21 protein-coding genes are annotated in these 21,235 nt (G+C 68.0%); 10 read left to right on the forward strand and 11 right to left on the reverse strand.

What is annotated here, in order from left to right; genetic code table 11:
• Window position 1: 1 nt before the first annotated feature.
• Together kasB and AWC14_RS21220 are read left to right on the forward strand one after the other, a co-directional pair.
• Window positions 2–1,261 carry a 3-oxoacyl-ACP synthase KasB gene (gene kasB / locus AWC14_RS21215; protein ID WP_045378209.1) on the forward strand — a complete coding sequence of 420 codons (1,260 nt, stop codon included), beginning with the start codon at window positions 2–4 and terminating at the stop codon, window positions 1,259–1,261.
• A 33-nt stretch (window positions 1,262–1,294) separates the two neighbouring features.
• On the forward strand, window positions 1,295–2,716 hold the full coding sequence (locus tag AWC14_RS21220) for an acyl-CoA carboxylase subunit beta (protein ID WP_045378212.1): 1,422 nt from the start codon (window positions 1,295–1,297) through the stop codon (window positions 2,714–2,716).
• Window positions 2,717–2,801: 85 nt separating this feature from the next.
• Here AWC14_RS21220 and AWC14_RS21225 read toward each other — a convergent pair whose 3' ends face one another.
• Window positions 2,802–3,551, reverse strand: a complete 750-nt coding sequence (locus AWC14_RS21225; RefSeq protein ID WP_045378409.1) for an SDR family oxidoreductase — start codon at window positions 3,549–3,551, stop codon at window positions 2,802–2,804.
• Window positions 3,552–3,638: 87 nt separating this feature from the next.
• On the opposite strand from AWC14_RS21225, the gene AWC14_RS21230 reads away from it, so the two are divergent.
• Window positions 3,639–4,523: a LysR family transcriptional regulator gene (locus AWC14_RS21230; RefSeq protein WP_045378215.1), complete on the forward strand. Its 885-nt coding sequence runs from the start codon at window positions 3,639–3,641 to the stop codon at window positions 4,521–4,523.
• Here the strand turns inward: AWC14_RS21230 and AWC14_RS21235 are convergent.
• The 6 genes from AWC14_RS21235 to AWC14_RS21260 all read right to left on the reverse strand — a co-directional run bounded on the left by AWC14_RS21235 (window position 4,516) and on the right by AWC14_RS21260 (window position 10,462).
• Entirely contained in the window at window positions 4,516–5,289 is a 774-nt protein-coding gene (locus AWC14_RS21235; protein WP_045378411.1) for a class I SAM-dependent methyltransferase, read from the reverse strand. The two genes, AWC14_RS21230 and AWC14_RS21235, sit on opposite strands and share 8 nt — an antisense overlap.
• Window positions 5,282–5,998 (reverse strand): TetR/AcrR family transcriptional regulator, encoded by a 717-nt coding sequence (locus AWC14_RS21240; protein WP_045378218.1) that lies wholly within the window; start codon window positions 5,996–5,998, stop codon window positions 5,282–5,284. Before AWC14_RS21240 ends, AWC14_RS21235 begins: the two co-directional genes overlap by 8 nt.
• Window positions 5,999–6,037: 39 nt before the next feature.
• The gene (locus AWC14_RS21245; protein ID WP_045378221.1) at window positions 6,038–7,642 is read right to left on the reverse strand and encodes an FAD-dependent monooxygenase; all 1,605 of its coding nucleotides are present in this window, start codon (window positions 7,640–7,642) and stop codon (window positions 6,038–6,040) included.
• A 78-nt stretch (window positions 7,643–7,720) separates the two neighbouring features.
• Complete coding sequence (locus AWC14_RS21250) at window positions 7,721–8,320, reverse strand: TetR/AcrR family transcriptional regulator (RefSeq protein WP_045378224.1); 600 nt, start codon at window positions 8,318–8,320, stop codon at window positions 7,721–7,723.
• Window positions 8,321–8,366: 46 nt separating this feature from the next.
• Window positions 8,367–9,902, reverse strand: a complete 1,536-nt coding sequence (locus tag AWC14_RS21255) for a glycerol-3-phosphate dehydrogenase/oxidase (protein WP_045378226.1) — start codon at window positions 9,900–9,902, stop codon at window positions 8,367–8,369.
• Window positions 9,899–10,462 carry a TetR/AcrR family transcriptional regulator gene (locus tag AWC14_RS21260; RefSeq protein ID WP_045378229.1) on the reverse strand — a complete coding sequence of 188 codons (564 nt, stop codon included), beginning with the start codon at window positions 10,460–10,462 and terminating at the stop codon, window positions 9,899–9,901. Before AWC14_RS21260 ends, AWC14_RS21255 begins: the two co-directional genes overlap by 4 nt.
• Before the next feature lie 41 nt (window positions 10,463–10,503).
• Between AWC14_RS21260 and AWC14_RS21265 the strand changes: the two genes are divergently transcribed.
• Together AWC14_RS21265 and AWC14_RS21270 are read left to right on the forward strand one after the other, a co-directional pair.
• The gene (locus tag AWC14_RS21265) at window positions 10,504–12,084 is read left to right on the forward strand and encodes an FAD-binding oxidoreductase (protein ID WP_193393851.1); all 1,581 of its coding nucleotides are present in this window, start codon (window positions 10,504–10,506) and stop codon (window positions 12,082–12,084) included.
• Window positions 12,081–12,992, forward strand: a complete 912-nt coding sequence (locus AWC14_RS21270; protein WP_045378234.1) for a diacylglycerol kinase — start codon at window positions 12,081–12,083, stop codon at window positions 12,990–12,992. Before AWC14_RS21265 ends, AWC14_RS21270 begins: the two co-directional genes overlap by 4 nt.
• On the opposite strand, the gene AWC14_RS21275 is transcribed toward AWC14_RS21270, so the two are convergent.
• Together AWC14_RS21275 and AWC14_RS21280 are read right to left on the reverse strand one after the other, a co-directional pair.
• Window positions 12,973–13,485, reverse strand: a complete 513-nt coding sequence (locus AWC14_RS21275; RefSeq protein ID WP_045378414.1) for a DUF3145 domain-containing protein — start codon at window positions 13,483–13,485, stop codon at window positions 12,973–12,975. The genes AWC14_RS21270 and AWC14_RS21275 overlap by 20 nt on opposite strands.
• 112 nt (window positions 13,486–13,597) lie before the next feature.
• Window positions 13,598–14,422 carry a serine hydrolase domain-containing protein gene (locus AWC14_RS21280; RefSeq protein WP_045378237.1) on the reverse strand — a complete coding sequence of 275 codons (825 nt, stop codon included), beginning with the start codon at window positions 14,420–14,422 and terminating at the stop codon, window positions 13,598–13,600.
• Window positions 14,423–14,514: 92 nt separating this feature from the next.
• Between AWC14_RS21280 and AWC14_RS21285 the strand changes: the two genes are divergently transcribed.
• Together AWC14_RS21285 and AWC14_RS21290 are read left to right on the forward strand one after the other, a co-directional pair.
• Window positions 14,515–15,600: an S-(hydroxymethyl)mycothiol dehydrogenase gene (locus AWC14_RS21285; RefSeq protein ID WP_045378240.1), complete on the forward strand. Its 1,086-nt coding sequence runs from the start codon at window positions 14,515–14,517 to the stop codon at window positions 15,598–15,600.
• The gene (locus AWC14_RS21290; protein WP_428838993.1) at window positions 15,549–16,214 is read left to right on the forward strand and encodes an MBL fold metallo-hydrolase; all 666 of its coding nucleotides are present in this window, start codon (window positions 15,549–15,551) and stop codon (window positions 16,212–16,214) included. The genes AWC14_RS21285 and AWC14_RS21290 overlap by 52 nt, the downstream gene beginning before the upstream one ends.
• On the opposite strand, the gene AWC14_RS21295 is transcribed toward AWC14_RS21290, so the two are convergent.
• Window positions 16,211–16,924 carry an SHOCT domain-containing protein gene (locus tag AWC14_RS21295; RefSeq protein WP_045378417.1) on the reverse strand — a complete coding sequence of 238 codons (714 nt, stop codon included), beginning with the start codon at window positions 16,922–16,924 and terminating at the stop codon, window positions 16,211–16,213. The genes AWC14_RS21290 and AWC14_RS21295 overlap by 4 nt on opposite strands.
• Window positions 16,925–17,097: 173 nt before the next feature.
• On the opposite strand from AWC14_RS21295, the gene AWC14_RS21300 reads away from it, so the two are divergent.
• From AWC14_RS21300 to AWC14_RS21310, 3 genes are read left to right on the forward strand one after another with little or no spacing between them, the layout of a single operon-like run.
• A complete protein-coding gene (locus AWC14_RS21300; protein WP_045378246.1) occupies window positions 17,098–18,048 on the forward strand; it encodes an SDR family oxidoreductase in 951 nt (316 codons plus the stop codon).
• The gene (locus AWC14_RS21305) at window positions 18,041–19,129 is read left to right on the forward strand and encodes a class I SAM-dependent methyltransferase (protein ID WP_045378248.1); all 1,089 of its coding nucleotides are present in this window, start codon (window positions 18,041–18,043) and stop codon (window positions 19,127–19,129) included. The genes AWC14_RS21300 and AWC14_RS21305 overlap by 8 nt, the downstream gene beginning before the upstream one ends.
• A 45-nt stretch (window positions 19,130–19,174) precedes the next feature.
• A complete protein-coding gene (locus AWC14_RS21310; RefSeq protein ID WP_045378251.1) occupies window positions 19,175–19,450 on the forward strand; it encodes a hypothetical protein in 276 nt (91 codons plus the stop codon).
• Here AWC14_RS21310 and AWC14_RS21315 read toward each other — a convergent pair.
• The gene (locus AWC14_RS21315; RefSeq protein WP_045378253.1) at window positions 19,447–21,195 is read right to left on the reverse strand and encodes an Hsp70 family protein; all 1,749 of its coding nucleotides are present in this window, start codon (window positions 21,193–21,195) and stop codon (window positions 19,447–19,449) included. The genes AWC14_RS21310 and AWC14_RS21315 overlap by 4 nt on opposite strands.
• Window positions 21,196–21,235: the final 40 nt, after the last annotated feature.

The raw sequence follows: 21,235 nt of genomic DNA on the forward strand, positions 1-21,235 counted from the left end.
AATGGCATCGTTGGCCACGGGGAAAGGTTTCCCCAATGTCGTCGTCACCGGCATTGCGATGACGACTGCCCTTGCATCCGATGCGGAGACCACCTGGAAGCTGTTGCTGGACGGGCAAAGCGGGATCCGCACTCTCGACGACCCGTTCGTCAAAGAGTTCGACCTGCCGGTCCGGATCGGTGGTCACCTGGTCGAGGAGTTCGACAGCCAGCTGAACCGCATCGAGAACCGCCGGATGGGCTACCTGCAGAAGATGGCCACCGTGCTGGGCCGTCGAGTGTGGGACAACGCCGGCGCACCGGAGGTCGACACCAACCGGTTGGCCGTGTCCATCGGCACCGGGATGGGGTCGACGGAGGAGCTGGTCTTCGGCTACGACGACATGCGGGCGCGCGGCATGAGGGCGGTGTCGCCGCTGGCGGTGCAGATGTACATGCCCAACGGCGCGTCCGCGGCCGTCGGGCTGGAGCGGCACGCCAAGGCCGGGGTGATGACCCCGGTGTCGGCGTGTGCCTCCGGGTCGGAGGGTATCGCGCGCGCTTGGCAGCAGATTGTGTTGGGAGAGGCCGACATTGCGATCTGCGGTGGCGTCGAGACCAAGATCGAGGCGGTGCCGATCGCCGGGTTCGCCCAGATGCGCATCGTGATGTCGACCAACAACGACGACCCGCCGGGCGCCTGCCGTCCCTTCGACAAGGACCGCGACGGCTTCGTGTTCGGTGAGGCCGGCGCGCTGATGGTCATCGAGACCGAGGAGCACGCCAAGGCTCGCGGCGCCAACATCCTGGCGCGGCTGATGGGCGCCAGCATCACCTCCGACGGCTTCCACATGGTCGCCCCGGACCCCAACGGCGAGCGCGCCGGGCACGCGATGACGCGGGCGATCCAGCTGGCCGACCTCACGCCGGCCGACATCACCCACGTCAACGCGCATGCCACCGGAACCTCGGTGGGCGACCTGGCCGAGGGCAAGGCGATCAACAACGCGCTCGGCCCTGGTGGCGGGAACGCGGCGGTGTATGCGCCCAAGTCCGCGCTCGGTCACTCGGTCGGCGCGGTCGGTGCGGTGGAGTCGATCTTGACCGTGCTGGCGCTGCGGGACCAGGTCATCCCGCCGACGCTGAACCTGGTCAATCTCGACCCCGAGATCGACCTGGACGTGGTGGCGGGCAAGCCGCGACCCGGTGACTACCAGTACGCGATCAACAATTCGTTCGGATTCGGTGGACACAACGTAGCCCTGGCATTTGGCCGGTACTGATACCGAGGCGCCGCCTCGAGGAGGAGACCCGCGATGACGATCATGGCCCCGGAGGCGGTTGGCGAGTCGCTCGATCCCCGCGATCCGCTACTGCGACTGACCACGTTCTTCGACGACGACAGCGTCGAGCTGTTGCACGAGCGTGACCGCTCCGGGGTGCTGGCCGCCGCGGGCACCGTCAACGGCGTGCGCACGATCGCCTTCTGCACCGACGGCACGGTGATGGGCGGTGCGATGGGCATCGAGGGGTGCACCCACATCGTCAACGCCTACGACACCGCCATCGAGGAGCAGAGCCCGATCGTCGGTATCTGGCACTCCGGCGGTGCCCGGCTGGCCGAGGGTGTGCGGGCACTGCACGCGGTCGGCCTGGTGTTCGAGGCGATGATCCGGGCATCCGGGTACATCCCGCAGATCTCGGTCGTGGTCGGCTTCGCCGCCGGTGGCGCCGCCTACGGGCCGGCGCTGACCGACGTGATCGTGATGGCACCGGACAGCCGGGTTTTCGTGACCGGTCCCGACGTGGTGCGCAGCGTGACCGGCGAGGACGTCGACATGGCGTCGCTGGGTGGGCCCAACACCCACCACAAGAAGTCCGGGGTGTGCCACATCGTCGCCGACGACGAGCTCGACGCCTACGAGCGTGGCCGCCGGCTGGTCGGATTGTTCTGCCAGCAAGGGCATTTCGACCGCGCCAAGGCCGAGGCCCAGGACACCGACCTGCATGCGTTGCTGCCGGAGTCGGCGCGGCGCGCCTATGACGTGCACCCGATCGTGACCGCGCTGCTCGACGACGACGTGCCGTTCGACGAGTTCCAAGCCAAGTGGGCGCCGTCGATGGTGGTCGGGCTGGGCCGGCTGTCGGGCCGCACGGTCGGTGTGCTGGCCAATAACCCGCTGCGGCTGGGCGGCTGCCTGAACTCCGAAAGCGCCGAGAAGGCGGCACGTTTCGTGCGGCTGTGCGACGCGTTCGGCATTCCGCTGGTGGTGATCGTCGACGTGCCGGGTTATCTGCCGGGCGTGGACCAGGAGTGGGGCGGCGTGGTTCGCCGCGGCGCCAAGCTGCTGCACGCGTTCGGCGAGGCGACGGTGCCGCGAGTGACCCTGGTGACCCGAAAGATCTACGGCGGGGCCTACATTGCGATGAACTCGCGGTCGCTGGGCGCCACCAAGGTGTTCGCGTGGCCGGACGCCGAGGTCGCGGTGATGGGCGCCAAAGCCGCTGTCGGCATCCTGCACAAGAAGAAGCTGGCGGCCGCGCCCGAGCACGAGCGGGAAGAGCTGCACAACAAGCTGGCCGAGGAGCACGAGCGGATCACCGGCGGTGTCGATTCCGCGATCGACATCGGCGTGGTCGACGAGAAGATCGACCCGGCGCACACCCGCAGCAAGTTGACCCAGGCGCTGGCCGAGGCGCCCGCCCGCCGCGGCCGCCACAAGAACATCCCGCTGTAGTTCGCTTTGCCCGCGAGCGTGCGCAAATGTACGCAAAAACCCCGCGGGGACCGTACATTTGCGCACCCTCGCGGGTCCGCACGGGCTACCGCGTCGTGTACCCGCCGTTGGCGAAGATGGTCTGGCCGGTCACCCAGTGGCCCTCGTCGGCCAGGAACACCACGAGTGGCGCGATGTCCTCGATGCGCGTGAGCCGGTTGCCCATCGCCTGCGATTTGTGGAACTCCACGCGCTCCGGCGTCTCCTGCGGGTAGAAGAACGGCGTGTCCATCGGCCCGGGCGCAACGTTGTTCACCGAAATGCCTCGTGGCGCAAACTCTTTCGCCGCAGCGCGGGTGAAGTGCTCGACCGGGCTCTTGGCGCCGGCGTAAGTGGAGTAGCCGTCGGTGAACGCGGCCAGCAGCGCCGTCACAATCGTGATCACCGAGCCGCCGTCGTTCAGCCGCTTGCCCGCCTGCTGCAAAAAGAAGTACGCCGCCTTTGCGTTGATGTCGAACATCGAGTCGTACTCGGCCTCGGTGGTCTCGATGATGGGTTTGCGCAACACCTTCCCCACGGTGTTGATCGCGATGTCCACCCCGCCGAACGCGTCCACGGCCGCGTCGAACAGCGTCGCCACGTTGGCCGGCTCGGTGAGGTCGCCCTGCACCTTGATCGCTTTCACTCCGGCGGCTTGCGCGGCTGCCACCGTCTTGTCGGCATCCGGCTCGGACGATGCGCTGTTGTAGTGCACCGCGACGTTGACACCCCTCTCCGCCAACGTCGTCGAGATCAGGCCGCCTAAGTTCTTGGCGCCGGCGGCCACCACTGCGGATTTTCCTGTCAGGTTGCTCATGATCACGAACCTAGGCCGATCTACCACAAATGAGAAACAGTGATTGACAGTCTTTCAACAAGCAACGCTTGTAGCTAGGCTGGTCGGATGCCGGCCGTCCCCGACCTTCGCCGCCTCAGCCATTTCGTCGCGGTGGTGGAAGCTGCCGGATTCACTCGGGCGGCGCAGAACCTGCACCTGTCCCAGCAGGCACTGAGTAGCTCGGTGCAACAACTGGAAAAGGAACTCGGCGCCTCGCTGCTGGTGCGGGCCGGCCGGCGGATCTCGCTGACACCGGCCGGTCAAACACTGCTCGACGAGGGGCGCGCGCTGCTGGCCGCGGCACACACCGTCGCCCGACATACCCGGGCGGCAGCCAGCGCCCAACCCGACGAGTTCGTCGTCGGCCATTCCCCCGCGATCAGTAACGGCGAGGTGTATCGGCTACTGGAACCGGCGATCGCGGCGTCGCCGATGACGTCGTTCACCGTGGTGCAGCTCTTTCCCGACCGGCTGGTGAGCGGCGTGCAAGACGGCACGGTCCATCTCGGATTGCGCCGCGGCGTGGTCCCCCAGGAGCGATTGGCCAGCGCGGTCGCCCGGTACGACACGCTTCGTGTCGCCGTGCGCAGCGATCATCCGCTCGCCGCCGGGATGCGTATTCCGATCGCCGATTTGGCGAACGAGACCGTTGTGCTGTGGGCGCCGCCAGGAACATCGTACTACAGCGATTTCCTCGTAAACGTCTGTCGCCGAGCGGGTTTCGAACCGCACTACCGGGTCAGCCGGGTGCAGGGCTGCCCGCCGGAGGTGGCGCCGTTGACCGACGACGCCGTCGCGTTCGTGACCTCTCCCCCCGGCCCGGCGATCGGCGGTGCCGTCACCGTCGTCGACATCGACGGCCCGGTGCTGGTGCCATTGCAGGCCTTGTGGCAGCCACACACCAGTTCGGCAGTGCGAGATCTGATCCTCGACACAACCGCGACTACGTGACCGGTTTGGTGGCGGAGACGGCATGGGTGCGAATGAGCGGCAGACCCCACCAGGCCCGCCAACCGAGATCGCGGCGCTTGACGTCTGCCATGCCGAGTTCGCGCAGCCGCCTGGCGTACAGCCGGGTAAACCCGATGTCGGCGATGACAATCCGCCCGCCGGGTTGTAGCACGCGAACGGCTTCGTCGATCGCGGACAGCCGCGCCGGGTTGCCGGGCAGATTGTGGATCGCAAGGCTGCTCACGACGAGATCGAAGGATCCGTCCGGGAATTGGAGGTCGGTCATGTCCCGGGCGTGCAATTCGATACGGTCGGCGACACCCTCGGCCTCGGCGTTCGCCAGTGTCGCATCCATCGAGTTACCGGTCTGGTCGGCTCGCCAGATATCCACTCCGACAGCACGTCCGCGTGGGATCAGCTTGGCAGCTGCCAGCAAGACCGCGCCACGACCACAACCCAGATCGAGAACGCGCTCGTCGCCGCGCAGTCCAACGTCGGTGAGCAGGCGCGCCCAGACTTCGAACTTTCCGCGTCGGCTGAATCGCGCGACGCCAAGACCTTGGGCGATCAGTGCAAGGGCAACCACAGCCGCCGTCAGTCCCGCAGCAGTATGTCCGCTCGCCAGCCAGCCGGCCGCCAAACCACCCGCGGTCAGGCACAACAGCGCATAACAGGCGAAGACCACGGCGGCCGGAATCAGCCGGTAATCGCCGTCGACACCGTACCGCCCTTGCGGGCGGGCAAGATCAGGCGCCACGTCAGCCATCATCGCCTCCATACGTTGCGGCCCGGTACTCTCGGGCGAGTCGTGCGAGAATCGGAAGAGCTTTCGCTGCAGCGCGTTTCACGGTGTCGCGGCTCGGCGCAGCAGTTGGCTCGAATGCCCGCCGCACGGTGCCGGCGAGCTGGTCGGCCTTCTCTTGCAAAGTCAACCTGATCGACGGCGGGTGAAACGGTTCTGCCGCAAAGAAACCGAACACGATCGTGGGCAACGTGTAATCGAGATCTTCCACATTCAGGTCGGACCGCAGCATGCCCTCCTCCGCGAGCACACCCAGATAGTCGCGGTTCACACCAAGCTTGCTTTCCTCGAGCCGTTGATGGCGCGCCGTGGAGAGGAAGGTGCCGAGGGTGTCGGAGTCGCGGGTATAGAGCGCACGCAGCACTGGACGGTTCATCGCTTCGACGAACAGCCGGCGCAGGTAGCGATGCAACGCAACCTCTGCCGGATCGTGGCGGACCGCATCCACAATCGCGTCCGCCATCGCCGCCGCCTCGCGGGCGCTGACCGCGTGGAACACTTCCTCGCGGGAACGCCAGTGCAGATAGATCGTGCCCTTACCGACACCGGCACGGCGGGCCAGCTCATCGATCGTGACTCGCCGATAACCCCACGACAACAGCAGGTCGCGGCCGGTATCGAGAATCCGGTCGGCCCGCTCTCGCCGATCGGCACCCGCCCCTTGTGTCGTCACGCTGCCAGATTATGACCAAAATACGATTTTGGTCAACAGTCATCTCCTGACCCGGCCGAGAACCTGGCACATCACCTCGCGGAGGCTGTTTTCCGGCGACGGCGCCAGCGCCTCGACGCGCCAGGCGACGAAGTCGTCGGGGCGCACCAACAACGCCCCGTCCGACGCAAGGCCGGTGACGGCAGCCCACGCGCCGTCGACGTCGACCCCAGTTCCGATGCACCGCACGCTGATTGGCACACCCAAGGCTTTCGATACGGAGGTTGCGGCATCGGACCACGGGCCACCATCATCGCCGGTGAGGAGCGTGAATCCCGGACCGAGCAGATCGAGGGTCGACACACGCTTCCCGTCGTCGACCACCCATGCGTGCGGAACGCGGGTGCCGGGCTGTCCATGCAGTTCGTCCACCAAGGCGATGCCGGAATGAGCCGGTTCGTCGGAAACCACAGCCGCCGAGCGGTATTGGTAGCCGATCAGCAGGGCCAGCATCGGCGCTTCCTCGTCAGGCGATATCGTCGGCCGGTTGTCGTCCAGCCGGAGCATCGCCAGCCCGGGGCCGGTGAGCGACTGGCGCGCATTGAAGCGCCCCACGGGGTGCCGTTCGACGTGGTACGTGGACAGCAATGCCGGATCGGCCTTGCCCTCGAGGATGGCGGCCAGCTTCCAGACCAGGTTGTGCGCACTTTGGATTGCGGTGTTGGCTCCGCCGGCCTTGAACGGTGGCATGGTGTGTGCTGAGTCGCCGACGAGAAAGATTCGGCCGCTTTGGAATTGGCCGGCCACCCGCTCATAGGGCTGCCACGACGCCACGTCGACGACCTCGATGTCGATCGGCTCACCTATTGCCTTGGTCAGCATCTCGCGGCAACGGTCCGCGGTGAATTGTGCTGCCGTCTCCCCTTTGTCGGGAAGGTAGGTGGTGATGAACATGCCGAAGTCCTCACGTACCACCAGGAAGATGCCGTCTACGTCGTCATTTTTGACTTGCACGACGTCGCCGTCGTCGATGTCCGGCACGAATCGGCGCCACGGCGCCCGGAAGTAGATGAACACGACGTAGATCGGCAGTGCTCCGTATCCGGAGGTGGTCACGCCAAGGGCGTCGCGGATCGGGCTGTGCACGCCGTCGGCGGCCACAAGAAAGGCGGCGCGCACAGTCTGCGATGTTCCCGAATCCCGGTCGCGCACAACAGCAGTGACACCCGACTCGTCCTGTTCGAACGAGCACAACTCGGTGCCGTAATGCGCTTGGCTGCCGGTCCGCCGGACATACTCGAGCAGCATCGGTTCGAGTTCGCTCTGCGGACAGTATTGCGCGGCGGGTTCGGGGCTGAGCTCTTGGAAAGGTGCGAAGATCGCGTCGACATCCATGGCTTGCCACTGCTCGGCGCTGTTCAGCGTCGGCTTGCCGAACCCGCCCGACACACCGTCGGCGATCGCGTGCACTTCGTCGGAAAGACCCAGCCCGCGCAGGATTTCCAGACTGCGAAAGCTCAGGTTACGTGCCTTCGGGTAGATGAACACCTCTCGACGCTTCTCGACCAGCAAGGACGGCACTCCATGCTTGGCGAGCAGGGCCGCCGTGGTCAGCCCGGCAGCGCCGGCACCGACGATCAGAACCGGAACACGCGTGACGGCCATGGCCCACTCCCTTCTAGACGGAACTGATTAGTTCCGCCTAGCGACCAGAGTGGCACGGTCAACCCCAACGCGCAACTGTTACGCCCTCGGCGCGCCGGCGAGCGGCAGGATCACGTCTTCGAGCACGCGGCGGATATAGACCCGGTCGATCGGCCGTCCCGTGATCACCCTCAGGACATTGAGACCCAGGGCGACGTCAGGTATCAGACTCAGGTCGCGGCCGGCCGGGATTTCCCCACGCGCTACCGCACGGTCGAGCAGCGTCCGCACCGCATGCCGTGGCGGCGACAGCACGAGGTCGTCCATGGCGGCCGCCAGGACGGGATTGTGCATCGCTGCCGTCGCCACCCCGACAACGACTTGAATTGTGCTGGAATTAGCGGTATCCAGCTCCGGCATGACCGCAATCACTGCCTCGATGTCGCCGCGCAGGCTGCCGGTGTCGGGTGGCTCGACGGGTCCCAGTCGTCGTCTCCAGTGGGCGATCGCTTCGGCCACCACCACGGCCTTCGAGGGCCAGCGACGATAGATCGCGGCCTTGCCGACCCCGGCGCGGGTCGCGATGTCGTCCATGCTCAACCGGTCGTATCCGAGTTCGGCCACCCCGGCCAGCGCGGCGTCGAGGATGGCCGCGTCAAGCGACCGGTCGAGCCGCGCAGGACGCCTGCTACGTGTCACCTCGCCGCCCTGTCCTTGCCGATACGGATCAGTTCCGTTCAGAGTATCAGGCGAAGCGGGTCAGAAACTCCTCGGCCACACCGACAACGCGCTCGCGGTCGGCGGCCACCAGGCCGATTCGGGTGCGGCGGTCCAGGATGTCGCCGACACCCAACGCGCCCTCATGCGTGATCGCGTATTCGAATTCCGCGCGGGTCACGTCGATGCCGTCGACAACAGGGTCGGTGGGCCGTTCGCACCGGGCGGTCGCGACGACATTGCCCGCTTCGGCGCCGTAACGGGCGATCAGCGACTCCGGCAGGTCGGTGGTCAACGCGACGTCCGAGCCTGGGTTGGTCAGGGCCCCGACCAGCGGCAGGTCATGGGTCCGGCACGCGCCCGCCGTCAGTCCGCGCTGCGCGACGGCGTGATCGAGGACATCCTGGGCCATGCGCCTGTATTCGGTGAGTTTGCCGCCGATCACACTGATCACGCCGGAGTCCGAGTCGACGATCGCGTGGTCGCGCGAGACGTCGGCTGTCCGGCCTTCGCCGGTGTCGATCAGCGGCCGCAAACCGGCGTAGGCGCCGATGACGTCAGAGTCGTCGAGCGTGATTTCCAGCGCGGTGTTGACGGTTTGCAGCAGAAAGCCGATCTCGTCGGGACTCGGTTGTGGCACATCGGGAATCGCGCCGGGGGCGTCTTCGTCGGTCAGGCCGAGGTAGACCCGGCCCAGCTGCTCGGGCATGGCGAAGATGAAGCGATTGATCTCGCCGGGTATCGGAATGGTCAGCGCCGCAGTCGGATTGCCGAACGTTTCGGCGTCGAAGACCAGATGTGTTCCGCGGCTGGGCCGCAACTTCAACGCGGGGTCGATCTCGCCGGCCCACACCCCGGTCGCGTTGATGACGGCGCGGGCCGACACGTCGAACGATTCGCCGCTGCGCTGATCGGTCAGCCGCGCCGACGTGCCGGTGGCCTCGGACGCGGCCACGTAGGTCAGGATGCGGGCGCCGCGCTGGGCGGCGGTGCGCGCGACGGCGATTACCAGTCGGGCGTCGTCGATCAGCTGGCCGTCGAAGGCAAGCAGACCGCCATCGAGCCCGTCGCGCCGCACGGTCGCGGCCATTTCGATGACGCGCTGCGCCGAGATGCGCCGCGACCGCGGCAACACCGATGACGGCGTGCCCGCCGTCTTGCGTAACACATCGCCGGCCAGAAATCCGGCGCGCACCAAGGCTCGCTCGGCGTGGCCCATCGACGGCAGCAACGGAACCAGCTGCGGCATCGCGCGCACAAGATGAGGCGCGTTGCGGGTCATCAGGATTCCGCGCTCGACGGCGCTGCGCCGGGCAATGCCGACGTTGCCGGTGGCAAGGTAGCGCAGGCCGCCGTGTACCAGCTTGGAACTCCACCGGCTGGTGCCGAACGCCAGATCGTGCTTTTCCACCAGTGCTACCGACAGCCCGCGGGAGGCGGCGTCCAGCGCAACGCCGGCTCCGGTGATGCCGCCGCCGATCACCAGGACATCCAGCGGCGCGCCGTCGGCCAGGGCGGTCACATCCGCGGTGCGCCGCGCCGCGTTCAGGGCAACCGGCGTCACGACAGGTACCCGTTCAGCGCGTGCGAAAGCTCGGCGGCCAGCGCGTCGGCGTCCAGGATCGGTTCCACAATTTGGGCGGACTGGATCGAGGACTGGGTGATCAGCAGCACCATCGCGGCCAGCCGGCGCGGATCGCCGGGCCGCACGCTGCCGTCACGTTGAGCGTCGCGCAAGTTGTCGGCGAGGCCGTCGATCAGCAGCCGCTGGCTGGTGCCGAGCCGCTGGGTGATGTAGACCATCGCCAGCTCCGACCGCAGCACGGCCATCACCAGCTCGTCACGGCGCAGCCGTTCGGCCACCGCCACCACCCGCTGCACCAGCGCTTCGCGGCCCTCACCGCGGGCCGGCACGTCGCGCGCCGCGCCGGTGATGTGCCTGGTCAGCAGGTCAGCCAGGATCGAGCGGGTGTCGGGCCAGCGGCGGTACACAGTCGGTCGGCTGACGCCGGCCCGCCGCGCAATCTCGGCCAGCGCCACCCGCTCCACGCCGAAATCGCGCACACAGCTCGCGGCGGCGGCCAGGATCCGGTCATCCACCGCGGCGTTACTGATTGACAGCATGTGTAATACTGTAACGCATGCCTGACGAGCTGCTACCACCGATGAAGTGGAATGCCTGGGGCGACGCCGCCGCGGCCAAGCCCCTCTCCGAGGGAATCCGGTCGCTGCTCGCGCAGGCCCTCGGCGTCACTGAATCGCCCGCGCCCGAACTCGACCCCGGGCAGGTGCAACTGCGCCGGTCGGCGCTTTCCGAATCTGACCGCGACGCGCTGGCCGCCATCACCGGCGCCGACTGTTGCCGCGTCGACGACAGCGACCGGCTGCTGCATGCCGGTGGCAAGTCGACGTTGGATCTGTTGCGCCGCAGGGATTCTGGTGTGCAGGATGCTCCCGACGCGGTGCTGTTGCCCGGGTCCGAGGACGACGTCGCGGCAATTCTGCGGTACTGCTCCGAGCATCACATCGCCGTCGTTCCATTCGGCGGTGGCACCAGCGTGGTCGGCGGACTCGACCCGATTCGCGGCTCGTTCAAAGCCGTTGTCTGTATGGATCTGCGGCGCTTCGACCAACTGCTGACGTTCGACGAGGTCTCCGGGGAGGCCGAGTTCGGCGCCGGCGTCACCGGCCCGCAAGCCGAGCGTCTGCTCGCCGAACACGGCTTCTCGCTCGGGCATTTTCCGCAAAGCTTCGAGTTCGCCAGCCTCGGCGGGTTCGCCGCCACCCGGTCGTCGGGCCAGGATTCGGCGGGATACGGCCGGTTCGACGACATGATTCGCGGCCTGCGAGCGATCACCCCGGCGGGCGTGTGGGATCTGGGCCGGGCCCCGGCGTCGGCGGCCGGCCCCGACCTGCGCCAGCTGCTGATCGGGTCGGAGGGTGTCTTCGGCGTCATCACCCGGGTGCGGGTGCGGGTCCACCCGCTGCCCGAGGCCACCCGCTACGAGGCCTGGTCGTTTCCCGACTTCGCCACTGGCACCGCCGCATTGCGCGCAGTCACCCAGACCGGCACCGGCCCGACTGTGATCCGGCTTTCCGACGAGGCCGAGACCGGCGTGAACCTCGCCACCACCGATGCGATCGGCGAGCAACAAATCACCGGCGGTTGCCTGGCGATCACCGTGTTCGAGGGCACCGCGGCACACGCCGACAGCCGGCACGCCGAAACCCGGGCGCTGCTGCAGGCGAACGGCGGCACGTCACTCGGTGAAGGTCCGGCGCGCGCCTGGGAAAAGGGCCGGTTTTCCGCGCCGTACCTACGGGATTCGCTGCTGGCCGCCGGCGCGCTGTGCGAGACGCTCGAGACGGCGACCACGTGGTCGAACATCACGGCGCTCAAGGCGGCGGTCACCGATGCCTTGACCGCCGAGCTGGCCGAATCCGGCACGCCCGCCTTGGTGTTGTGCCACATTTCGCATGTGTATGCCACCGGCGCGTCGCTGTACTTCACCGTCGTCGCCGGGCAACGCGGCAACCCGATCGAGCAGTGGCGCAAGGCCAAGGCCGCGGCGTCGGACGCGATAATGGCCACCGGCGGAACCATCACCCATCACCACGCCGTCGGCGCCGATCACCGGCCGTGGATGCGCGACGAGGTCGGCGAGCTGGGCGTGCAGGTATTGCGCGCGGTCAAGTCGATATTGGATCCCGCCGGAATCCTCAACCCGGGCAAGCTCATTCCGTGAAGCGCGAACTCACGCAGGTGACGCTGCTCACCAATCCGAAGTCGGGCCACGGCAACGCGCCGCACGCCGCCGAACAGGCGATCGCCCGCCTACAGCAGCGCGGCGTCGACGTCGTCGAAATCGTGGGCACCGACGCCGCACACGCGCGCCGACTGCTGCGCGAAGCGGTGGAGCGCGGCACCGATGCGGTGGTCGTCGCCGGCGGCGACGGGGTGATCGCCGACGCGCTGCAAGTCTTGGCATGCACCGACATTCCGCTGGGAATCATTCCGGCCGGCACCGGAAACGACCATGCCCGCGAATTCCGGCTTCCCACCAAGGATCCCGCTGCGGCCGCGGACGTCGTCGTCGACGGTTGGACGGAAACCGTTGACCTGGGCCAGATTCGAGACCGCAGCGGCGCAACGAAGTGGTTCGGCACCGTCGCCGCCGCCGGATTCGATTCACTGGTCACCGATCGCGCCAACCGCATGCATTGGCCGCGGGGACCGATGCGCTACAACCTGGCCATGCTCGCCGAGCTGTCACAGTTGCGGCTCTTGCCTTTTCGGCTGGTGCTCGACGGACGCGAGGAGATCGTCACCGACCTCACCCTGGCCGCCTTCGGCAACACCCGCAGCTACGGCGGCGGAATGCGGATCTGTCCCAACGCCGATCACGCCGACGGCCAACTCGACATCACCATGGTGCATTCCGCGTCACGTCTGCGGCTGATCCGGTTGTTCCCCACTGTGTACAAGGGCACGCATGTCGAACTCGACGCGGTGACCACGGCACGCGCGACAACCGTCGAGGTGGAGTCGTCGGGCATCAACGCCTATGCCGACGGGGAATTCGCCTGTGCGCTGCCCGCCGAAATCTCCGCGGTGGCCGGAGCGCTGAAAATCCTTATCCCACGCCCCGGCTGAGCCAGGACACTTCGGCGCCGTCGCCGCCGTCGCGGTAGATCTCGAGCGCCTCGTCCCACGCGGTGCCCAGCGCCGAATCCAGCTCGGCGGCCAGCGCGTCGGCGCCGTCGGCCATCATCGCCCGCAGCCGCATCTCCCCGACCATGATGTCGCCGTTGGCGCTCATCGTCCCGCTCCACAGTCCCAGCTGCGGAGTGTGGCTGAACCGCTGGCCGTCGACGCCGGGGCTGGGGTCCTCGGTGACCTCGAAGCGCAGCACCGACCAGGAGCGCAGCGCATTGGCCAACCGAGCGCCGGTGCCGACCGGTCCGACCCAGTTGGTGACCGCGCGCAGCTGCCCGGGCATCGCCGGCTGCGGGGTCCACTTCAGGTTCGCCTTAGCGTTGAGGGTCGACGACAACGCCCACTCGACATGCGGGCACACCGCGGCGGGCGAGGCGTGGATGTAGACCACGCCAGTCGTCGCGTCGGCGAACTGGTTCGACGCACGCATCTGCTGCTCCTTCGGCTCCACGAGGGACGTCTTCCCCAACGACCTGGTGAACCCGACGAGCAGTATTCGTGTGTCTTGCGTGTCTATTGTGCCTTGTGAGACCCCTGTTGCGCTAGTCTGCGCGGTCTTCTGATATCACGGCGTCGGACAGCGCCGGCCATACCGGCAGCGCCCACTCCCCGAAATCGCGGTCGGTGAGCACCACGAGCACCAGCTCGGCCTCCGGATCAGCCCAGATGAACGTGCCCGACTGCCCGAAATGGCCGTAGGTCCGCGACGAGTTGTGCGCCCCCGTCCAGTGCGGCGACTTGGACCCCCTGATCTCGAAACCCAGCCCCCAGTCGTTGGGCCGCTGCACGCCGTATCCCGGCAGCACGCCGTCCAGACCGGGAAACTGGACGGCGGTCGCCTCGGCGTGCATCGGCGCCGACACGGTCGTCGGGCGCAGCAGGTCGGCGGCGAATGCCGCCAGGTCGGTCACCGTCGACGTCGCGCCGAAGCCGGCGGCCTCTGCGCCGCCGTCGAGGCGAGTGGCGGCCATCCCCAGCGGCTCGAAGATCGCTTCGCTCAGGTACTGGGTGAACTGGAAGCCGGAGGCCTGCTCGACGGTCTCGGCCAGCACCGTGAACCCTTGGTTGGAGTACATCCGGCGGGTGCCCGGCTTGGCCAGAATGTGATCGGAATGCATCGCCAACCCGGACGCGTGTGCCAGCAGGTGGCGGACGGTGGATCCGGGCGGGCCGGCCGGGGTGTCGAGTTCGACGACGCCCTCTTCGATCGCGACCTGCACGGCCCGCGCGACCAACAGCTTGGTCACCGATGCCAACACGAAGGGGCGGTCGGTGTCGCCGTGCGTGGCCAGAACGCCGGACGGCCCAACGACCGCGGCGGCAGCATCGGTAACGGGCCAGTCGTCGAGCGCGTCGAGTGCAGCCATCGCGCAGCAGCCTATCCACCCGACGGTCTACGGCGGCGACCCGCCGCGCCCGGCTTCGCCGCGCTTGCGATCGCCGCATTAGGTTGGTGCCCATGAGTCAGACAGTGCGCGGCGTGGTTTCCCGAAAGAAGGGCGATCCGGTCGAGGTGGTCGATATCGTCATCCCCGACCCCGGTCCCGGCGAGGTGGTCGTCGACGTCACCGCGTGCGGGGTCTGCCACACCGACCTGACGTACCGCGAAGGCGGCATCACCGACGACTACCCGTTCCTGCTCGGTCACGAAGCCGCCGGCACAGTCGAATCCGTCGGACCGGACGTGACCGCCGTAGCGCCCGGCGACTTCGTAATCCTCAACTGGCGCGCGGTGTGCGGCCAGTGCCGCGCCTGCAAGCGCGGTCGGCCGCACCTGTGCTTCGACACTTTCAATGCCGAACAGAAGATGACGCTGACCGACGGCACCGAGCTGACGCCAGCGCTGGGCATCGGGGCCTTCGCCGACAAAACGTTGGTGCACCAGGGACAGTGCACCAAGGTCAATCCGGCCGCCGACCCGGCGGTGGCCGGTCTGCTGGGCTGCGGGGTGATGGCCGGCCTGGGCGCGGCGATCAACACCGGCGCCGTCACTCGCGATGACACGGTCGCGGTAATCGGTTGCGGCGGTGTGGGTGACGCTGCGATCGCCGGGGCCGCGCTGGTTGGCGCGCGGCGCATCATCGCCGTCGACACCGACGACACCAAGCTGCACTGGGCGCGCACGTTCGGCGCCACCCACACCGTCAACGCCCGCAACGAAGACGTCGTCAAGGCCATCCAGGATCTGACCGACGGGTTCGGCGCCAACGTGGTGATCGACGCCGTGGGCCGGCCGGAAACCTGGAAGCAGGCGTTCTACGCCCGCGATCTCGCGGGAACCGTTGTGCTGGTGGGTGTTCCGACACCAGACATGCAACTCGAGATGCCGCTGCTGGACTTCTTCTCCCACGGCGGAGCGCTGAAGTCGTCGTGGTACGGCGACTGCCTGCCCGAGCGCGACTTCCCCACCCTGATCGACCTGTATCTGCAGGGCCGGTTGCCGCTGGAGAAGTTCGTCTCCGAACGGATCGGCCTCGGCGACATCGAGGCGGCATTCCACAAGATGCACGACGGCAAGGTGCTGCGCTCGGTGGTGATGCTGTGATACAGCGGGTGGTCACCCACGGCACCTTCGAACTCGACGGCGGCAGTTGGGAAGTCGACAACAACATCTGGATCGTCGGCGACGACTCCGACGTCGTGGTGTTCGACGCTGCCCACACTGCGGAACCGATCATCGAGGCCGTCGGCGGGCGCAATGTGGTGGCGGTGGTGTGCACGCACGGCCACAACGACCACGTGACGGTGGCGCCCGAACTGGGTAAGACGCTGGACGCGCCGGTGCTGCTGCATCCCGGCGACGACGTGCTGTGGCGAATGACTCACCCGGACAAGGACTTTCGTACCGTCGCCGACGGTGACACGTTAAACGTCGCCGGCACGGAGCTGCGCGCACTCCACACTCCCGGCCACTCCCCCGGGTCGGTGTGCTGGTATGCCCCCGAACTGGGCGCGGTGTTCAGCGGCGACACGTTATTCCAGGGCGGGCCCGGCGCGACGGGGCGCTCGTTCTCCGACTTCCCGACGATCCTGCAGTCGATCTCGGGCCGGCTCGGCACGCTGCCCGGCGAGACCGTGGTGTACACCGGCCACGGCGATACCACCACCGTCGGCGACGAGATCGTGCACTACGACGAGTGGGTGGCTCGGGGCCACTAACGCCCGTCGAGGATGCGGCGTTTCTCGGCCTGGAACTCCGCTTGGGTCAGCGCGCCCGAATCCCTCAACTCCGACAGCGTCTTGAGTTGCTGCAGTTTGACGGCCTCGTCGCTGGCTGCATACGACGACGCCGGCGCGAGCCTCGGCGCGCTGAGGTCGCTTGGCGTGTACGACGCAATGGGCTCGATTCCTTGTCGCGACGATCGCGTGCGCCCCGACCACCACACCGTGCAGACCAGGCTCACCAGGGCGATTCCGAACAACACGACGAATGCCCAGACCAGCCAGCCGTAGGAACTCTTGTGTCCGAATGCCAGCCGCGGACTGATGTATCCGTTGACCTGACCGTCGGTCGTGACGTTGTACGTGCCCGCGGCCGGAACCTGAACCACCCATACCTGAATATGGGCATCGTTGTTGACTGTCCTTGTGTTGCCGTAACTTTCCGTCACCGCCGGATCCGGAACACCGTCGGGCGGGTCGATTCGCATCCCCAGCCGCGGTACCGGCAGGCCCCCGCCGGACGGGCTGCTGATCACCTCGGTGTGGAAGCTGACCGTGACCTGACCGGCCGGCAGCTGCACCGATCCCGAACCGGGGATCGGCACCTCGCCGTACGCGTTGTACTCGTCCAGCACGAAGAGGTTGAGGATGAGCGTGATCGCGAAGCCGATGACCGCCACCACCAGCGTCAGAACCGACGCGACCATCGAGATCCGGATCGCACCCCGTGTGCCACTCACGGGCGCAGTCTCCCACGATTGGGGTGATTCGGTCGTTAATCGTCCAAACCCGTTGGCGTAGCGATGGTTTGGCGATAACGGGTGGCAATCGCGCCCTTGTTCTACGATGGTGCCCAGCCGATCACACAGGAGTAGCGCTCATGGCCGCCCAACTTGTCGCCAACGTGCCCGACCTTTCCGGAAAACTGGCCGTCGTCACCGGATCCAACAGCGGCCTGGGCTTCGGGCTTGCCCGCCGGCTCTCGGCGGCCGGCGCCGACGTCGTCATGGCGATCCGCAACCGCGCCAAGGGCGAGGCCGCCATCGACCAGATCCGCGCCACCGTGCCCGACGCCAAGCTGACCATCAAGCCCCTCGACCTGTCGTCGCTGGCCAGCGTCGCCGCCCTGGGCGAGCAGCTGAACTCCGAAGGCCGCCCGATCGACATCTTGATCAACAACGCCGGCGTGATGACCCCGCCGAACCGCGACACCACCGCCGACGGATTCGAATTGCAGTTCGGCAGCAACCATCTCGGCCACTTCGCGCTCACCGCGCACCTCCTCCCCTTGCTGCGCGCCGCCGGCAACGCACGGGTCGTCTCGCTGAGCAGCATCGCCGCACGCCAGGGCCGCATCCACTTCGACGACCTGCAATTCGAGAAGTCCTACGCGCCGATGCAGGCCTACGGCCAATCGAAGCTGGCGGTGCTGATGTTCGCCCTCGAGCTGGACCGCCGCAGCCGCAACGCCGGCTGGGGCGTCGTGTCGAACGCCGCGCACCCCGGCCTCACCAAGACCAACCTGCAGACCAGCGGCCCGTCGCACGGCCGGGCCACACCGTCGATCATGGAACGGCTCTACAAGATCTCCTGGCGGGTGACGCCGTTTTTGTGGCAGGAGATCGACGAGGGCATCCTGCCCGCGCTGTACGCAGCGACCAGTCCGCAGGCCGAGGGCGGCGCGTTCTACGGGCCGCGCGGAATCTACGAGGCCGCCGGCGGCGGCGTGACCACGGCCAAGGTGCCCGCCCGTGCCCGCAACGACGCCGACTGCCGGCGACTGTGGGAGATCTCCGAGCAGCTCACCGGAGTCAGCTACCCCGATGCGTGAGTCGAGCATCGTCGTCCGGCCCGAGCCGCAGGAAAGCGCGTCCTACACCCCGTCGTCGCGCCTGCAGGCCGCCGGGCTGGCACCGGCCGTCGCGCTGTTCGAGCAGGCCGCCGCCGAGGTGCCGCTGCCCAAGCCGCCGCAACCCATCGTCATCGCCGACTACGGTGCGGCAACCGGCCACAATTCGCTGCTGCCGGTGTGCGCCGCGATCGCGGTGATCCGCCGTCGCACCCGCCCCGAGCACGCCATCCTGGTCACCCACACCGACCTACCCGGCAACGATTTCACCGCGCTGTTTCGCACCCTGTCCGAGGATCCGGACAGCTATGTGCACAAGGACTCGGCGAGCTTCTCCTCCGCGATCGGCCGGTCCTACTACGCGCAGATTTTGCCGTCCGGCAGCGTCAACCTGGGCTGGACGTCGTGGGCGACCATGTGGCTGAGCCGGACACCGACCGAGCTGCCGGACCACGTCCAGGTCGCCTACAGCAGCGACGAGGATGCCCGCGCGGCCTACGCCCACCAGGCCGCGCAGGACTGGCAGGCGTTCCTCGCGTTCCGCGGCCGCGAGCTGTGCCTCGGCGGGCGGCTTGTGGTGCTGACGATGGCCGTAGGCGACGACGGCGAATTCGGCTACCGGCCGCTGCTGGACGCGATCGTGGCCGCGCTGGAGGATCACCACCGCGACGGGGTGTTGAGCGCGGATGAGTTGCGGCGCATGACGATTCCGACCTTCGCCCGCGCGGAGAAGGACTTTCGCGCCCCGTTCGCGCCCAAGGGCCGCTTCGAGGGCCTGTCAATCGAGCACCTGGAGGTGTTCAACGCCGAGGACCGGTTCTGGGCCCGATACCTGCTCGACCATGACGCCACCGCGTTCGGCGAGCAGTGGGCGGCGTTCGCACGGGCCGCGGTGTTCCCGACGCTGGCCGCCTCGCTCGAGGGCGGGCCCACCGACCCACGCGCCACCGGGTTGGTCGAGCACCTCGAGATCGCCGTCGCCGAGCGGCTGTCGAGCGCCCCGGCGCCGATGCAGATTCCGCTGGCCTCGGTGGTGCTGGTCAAACACGGCCGCTCACACTGACCGACGCGTTTCGAAGCGGCCGCGCAGCGGGTAATCGACGCGGTTATGAACGCTCAGGATGAGGAACAAACGGGTGGGGCCGACCAGCAGCAGACCGAGGCACCCGAGATCACCGAAGAACACAAGCAACAGGCCGCCGAGATGCGGAAGTCCTACGACGACCAGCGCCCGACGGCCGTGATGCCCGGAACCGACCGGACGATCACGGGGACCGCGGTCAACGAGTGGCTCGACGACGAGGGCAATCCGAAATTCGGCGACCCCGACGAAAAACCACACGCCGACGACAACCCGCCGGAAACCCAGGAACCACCGGACTAACCGCCCGGCGGCGCGGGCTGCGGCTGGAACTGCGGGATACCCGGAATCCGCGGAATCTGCGGGATTGTCGGCACCACCGGCGCCTGCGTGGTGGTGGGCGCCTGGGTGGTGGTGGGCGCCTGCGTGGTGGTGGTGGGCGCTTGAGTAGTTGTCGTGGTGGTCGTGGTCGTCGGCGCTTCCGTGGTGGTCGATGACGACGGCGGCGTGGTCGCCGACTCGGTCGACGACGGGGATTCGCTGCTTGGCGACTGGGTGTCCGTCGCCGACGACGGGGCCTGGCTTTCGCTGCCGGGTGCCGAGGTTCCCGGCGCCGGTGTGGTGCTCGTGCCCGGCGCCGGAGCGATCGGTCCGCCGCCGGAGGTGTGACGCATGGCGATCATCACCGCGGCGATGAGCGCCAGCACCACCAGCGCGGTGCCGATCACGACCACTGCAGGCCGGCGATACCACGGGACGGCAGGGGCGCGGGTGTCGATGTGCTGCTGGTCGCGGTCGAAGGTCAGCTGCGGGCGGGCGGATGTCGTTCCGGAGGTGGCCGCCGGGTATTCGCCGGTGCGCAGCGGCATGATGCCGGAGTCGTCGTCGGCCTCGGACCAGGCCAGCGCCGGTTCGGGGCTGGCCTCAGGCGCGATGTCGGCCATCGTGGTGGCGTCGACGATCGGTCCGGCCTGGGTGGCGACCGGCGCCAGCGCGGTCGCGCTGTTGTCGGCCGGCCCGCGAGCGGCCTGCAGCGCCGCGCCGATGGCCGCCGTCATGTATGGCCGCGGGGTCGTGATGACCGGTACCCGCAGGTGTTCGGACAGCGTGGTGGTGATCACCGGGACGCCGGCCCCACCGCCCACCGACGCGACCGCGGCCAATTCACGAATGCCGTTGCGCTGCAACGCTTCCTGAATAAGCGCGATGAAGCCGGCCAACGGCTGGCGGATTGCCTCGTCGAGTTCGGTTCGGGTGAGGCGAACATCGCCGCGATACCCGGGCAGCTCGGCGGTCAGCCTGGTCGCCGTGGTCGACGACAGTTCCTCTTTGGCCCGCCGGCACGCGCCGCGCAACCGGGTGAGCGAGCCGATCGCCGACGTGGCGGAGGTGTCCACCGACCCGGCCGCGGACAGATCCGCCATCACACGGGCCAACAGCGCCTGGTCGATCAGGTCGCCGGAGAAATCAGTGTGCCGCAGCGTGGGTGCGACGGGCTGATAGCCGGCGGCGTCGACCAGAGTGAGGCTGGTCCCAGTGCCGCCGAAATCGCACAGCGCGATGACTCCCCGGGTCGGCAGCCCGGGGTTGGACTGCAGGGCAGTCAACGCAGCAGTGGAATCAGGCAGCAGTGCCACTCCGTCCCCGGACCATTCAGGCACCCGGCTCAGCGCAGCGTTCAGTGCGCCCACCGCCGCGGGCCCCCAGTGCGCCGGATGGGTGACCGCAGCCGCTTCCGGCAGCGCCTGCCCGTCGGTCGCGGCATAGGCCAGCGCCCGCAACGCGTCGGCGAGCAGCGTCTCGCTGCGATGCGTCGAGCCGTCGGACGCGACGATGCCGACCGGGTCGCCCACCCGGTCGACGAAGTCGGTGATCACCAGCCCGGGCTCGGTCAGCTTCGGGTTCTCCGACGGCAGACCGACTTCGGGTGGGCGCTGCCGGTACAGGGTCAGCACCGGCTTGCGTGTCACCGCCCGATTTGCGGTGACGGCGGCGAGGTTGGTCGCCCCCACCGACAACCCGACCGCCGCTCGCTCTGCGTCTGCCATGTCGTCCTCCAACGGCGTACGCCCGTACGCCGGGCACCAA

The sequence above is a fragment of the Mycobacterium kyorinense genome, assembly GCF_002101735.1.
Lineage (GTDB): Bacteria > Actinomycetota > Actinomycetes > Mycobacteriales > Mycobacteriaceae > Mycobacterium > Mycobacterium kyorinense.

What these genes read in the sequence shown, in the direction of transcription:
- AWC14_RS21315 (WP_045378253.1), bottom strand. Translation starts at nt 21,195, where the DNA reads ATGGCAGACGCAGAGCGAGCGGCGGTCGGGTTGTCGGTGGGGGCGACC.
- AWC14_RS21295 (WP_045378417.1), bottom strand. Translation starts at nt 16,924, where the DNA reads ATGGTCGCGTCGGTTCTGACGCTGGTGGTGGCGGTCATCGGCTTCGCG.
- AWC14_RS21305 (WP_045378248.1), top strand. Translation starts at nt 18,041, where the DNA reads ATGCGTGAGTCGAGCATCGTCGTCCGGCCCGAGCCGCAGGAAAGCGCG.
- AWC14_RS21265 (WP_193393851.1), top strand. Translation starts at nt 10,504, where the DNA reads ATGAAGTGGAATGCCTGGGGCGACGCCGCCGCGGCCAAGCCCCTCTCC.
- AWC14_RS21235 (WP_045378411.1), bottom strand. Translation starts at nt 5,289, where the DNA reads ATGGCTGACGTGGCGCCTGATCTTGCCCGCCCGCAAGGGCGGTACGGT.
- AWC14_RS21310 (WP_045378251.1), top strand. Translation starts at nt 19,175, where the DNA reads ATGAACGCTCAGGATGAGGAACAAACGGGTGGGGCCGACCAGCAGCAG.
- kasB (WP_045378209.1), top strand. Translation starts at nt 2, where the DNA reads ATGGCATCGTTGGCCACGGGGAAAGGTTTCCCCAATGTCGTCGTCACC.
- AWC14_RS21225 (WP_045378409.1), bottom strand. Translation starts at nt 3,551, where the DNA reads ATGAGCAACCTGACAGGAAAATCCGCAGTGGTGGCCGCCGGCGCCAAG.
- AWC14_RS21220 (WP_045378212.1), top strand. Translation starts at nt 1,295, where the DNA reads ATGACGATCATGGCCCCGGAGGCGGTTGGCGAGTCGCTCGATCCCCGC.
- AWC14_RS21245 (WP_045378221.1), bottom strand. Translation starts at nt 7,642, where the DNA reads ATGGCCGTCACGCGTGTTCCGGTTCTGATCGTCGGTGCCGGCGCTGCC.
- AWC14_RS21275 (WP_045378414.1), bottom strand. Translation starts at nt 13,485, where the DNA reads ATGCGTGCGTCGAACCAGTTCGCCGACGCGACGACTGGCGTGGTCTAC.
- AWC14_RS21285 (WP_045378240.1), top strand. Translation starts at nt 14,515, where the DNA reads ATGAGTCAGACAGTGCGCGGCGTGGTTTCCCGAAAGAAGGGCGATCCG.
- AWC14_RS21260 (WP_045378229.1), bottom strand. Translation starts at nt 10,462, where the DNA reads ATGCTGTCAATCAGTAACGCCGCGGTGGATGACCGGATCCTGGCCGCC.
- AWC14_RS21300 (WP_045378246.1), top strand. Translation starts at nt 17,098, where the DNA reads ATGGCCGCCCAACTTGTCGCCAACGTGCCCGACCTTTCCGGAAAACTG.
- AWC14_RS21280 (WP_045378237.1), bottom strand. Translation starts at nt 14,422, where the DNA reads ATGGCTGCACTCGACGCGCTCGACGACTGGCCCGTTACCGATGCTGCC.
- AWC14_RS21230 (WP_045378215.1), top strand. Translation starts at nt 3,639, where the DNA reads ATGCCGGCCGTCCCCGACCTTCGCCGCCTCAGCCATTTCGTCGCGGTG.